We start from the raw sequence: 2,226 nt of genomic DNA, 5'->3' as shown, positions 1-2,226 counted from the left end.
GCCGGACTACATGGTGCCGGCCGCCATCGCGGTGATGGCCGTGCTGCCGCTGACGCCGAACGGCAAGGTCGACCGGCGCGCCTTGCCGCCGATCGAGGCCCAGGCCGACGGCGACCGCTACGAGGCACCGCAAGGCGAGGTCGAACAGGCGCTGGCGACGCTGTGGTCCGAGCTGCTGGGCGTGCCGCGGGTCGGGCGCCATGACAACTTCTTCGACCTGGGCGGCGATTCGATCCTCAGCCTGCAGATCGTCGCGCGGCTGCGCGTGCTCGGTTGGGTGCTGACGCCGCGCCAGGTGTTCGAGCGGCAGACGCCGGCGCTGCTGGCGCTGCTGGCGCAGGCCGAGGAGGGGCGCGCGGCGCGCCCGGCGAAGGAGCCTGTCGGCGAGGTGCCTCTGCTGCCGATCCAGCATGAGTTCTTCGCGCTGCCGATGAAGAACCGCCACCACTGGAACCAGTCGCTGCTGCTGCACAGCCGCGAGCCGCTGCAGCCCGATGCGCTGGCCCAGGCCCTGGCGGCGCTGGTGCGGCATCACGACAGCCTGCGGCTGCGTTTCACGCAGGATGCGGCGGGTGCGTGGCACCAGGCCTACGCACCGCACGACACGAGCCCGCAGCGCGAACTGCTGTGGGTGCGGCGGGCCGCCGGTGCGCCGGAGATCGAGGCCTTGTGCGACGAAGTGCAGCGCAGCCTCGACATCGTGCGCGGCCCGTTGCTGCGCGGCCTCGCGATCGAGGTGGACGATGGCAGCTGGCGGTTGATGCTCGCGGTGCATCACCTGGTGGTCGATGGCGTGTCGTGGCGCATTCTGCTGGAAGACCTGCAGCGGGCGTATGCGCAGTGTGTTGCGGGTCAGGCCGTTGAACTGCCGCCGAAGACGAGCAGCTACCAGGAATGGAGCAGCGCACTCGTAGCCCGGATGCCAATCCGGGACGCGGCGGTCGAGGGGGATCCCGGATTGGCATCCGGGCTACACGCGCCTGTCGAACTGCCGGTCGCACGCCCCCAAGGCGGCAAGCTCGCCGGTCAGCAGACCACCACCGAGCTGCGCCTCGACACCACCCAGACCGAGGCCTTGCTGAAGCGCGCCCCTGCCGCCTACCGCACCCAGGTCAACGACCTGCTGCTGACCGCCCTGGGCCGTGCGCTGTGCGGCTGGAGCGGCCACGCGCGCATCCGCATCGACCTGGAAGGCCATGGCCGCGAGGACATCGCCGACGAGATCGACCTGTCGCGCACCGTGGGCTGGTTCACCAGCCTGTTCCCGGTGGTGCTGGACCCGCTGGGCGAACCCGGCGCGGCGCTGAAGCGCGTCAAGGAGGCCCTGCGCGCCATGCCGCTGCGCGGCCTGGCATACGGCGTGCTGAAACACAGGGGGCCGCCCGAGATGCAGCAGGCCTTGCGCGCGCTGCCGCCATCGCAGGTGGTCTTCAACTACCTCGGCCAGTTCGACGGCAGCTTCGACGAGGCCGCGCCCTGGAGGCCGGCGCGCGAACGTTCAGGCGCCGCGGTGCACGAATCGGCAGCGCACGCGCACGAGTTCTCGATCGACGGGCAGGTGTACGACGGCCAGCTCGCGCTGAGCGTGCGCTACAGCCCGGCGCGCCACGATGCGGTCGAGGTGCAGCGCTTCATCGATGCGTTCCGCGGCGAGCTGCTCGCGCTGATCGCGCACTGCACCGGCGGTGCGCTCGGCGTCACGCCGTCGGACTTCCCGCTGGCGCGCATCGACCCGTCGACGCTGGACGGGCTGGCGCTGCCGCTGCAGAACCTCGACGACCTGTACCCGCTGTCGCCGATGCAGGCCGGCATGCTGTTCCAGTCGCTGGTCGATGACGGCGGCGCGGCCTACCGCACGCAGCTGCGCGTCGACCTCGACGGGCTCGACGCGGCCCGATTCCGCTCCGCCTGGGCCACGGTGCTGGCACGCCACGAGGTGCTGCGCAGCGGCTTCATCGCGCAGCCGCCACTGCAGTGGGTGGCGCGCCGCGCCGAGCTGCCGTGGTCGGTGCAGGACTGGCGCGGCCGTCCTGGTGCCGAGCTGGACGCTTTCGCGCAGGCCGAACTCGCCGCGCCGCTGGACCTGGCGCGGCCGCCGCTGATGCGCGTCGCGCTGCTGCGTACGCAGGACGATCGCCACCACCTGGTGTGGACCGCGCACCACCTGCTGCTCGACGGCTGGAGCAGCTCGCTGCTGCTCGGCGAGGTGCTGCGTGCCTATGAAGG

At 71.7% G+C, this 2,226-nt stretch carries 1 protein-coding gene; it reads left to right on the top strand.

The features are described from left to right. Positions 1-13 precede the first annotated feature (13 nt). Positions 14-2,226 (top strand): condensation domain-containing protein (locus AC1D01_RS31095; protein WP_477873323.1); only part of this gene is annotated, 2,213 nt, incomplete at its 3' end.

Source organism: Rhizobacter sp. P3_B12 (assembly GCF_056402895.1).
Note: the sequence above shows the minus strand (reverse complement) of the source record. Positions and strands in the feature narration are given on the sequence as shown.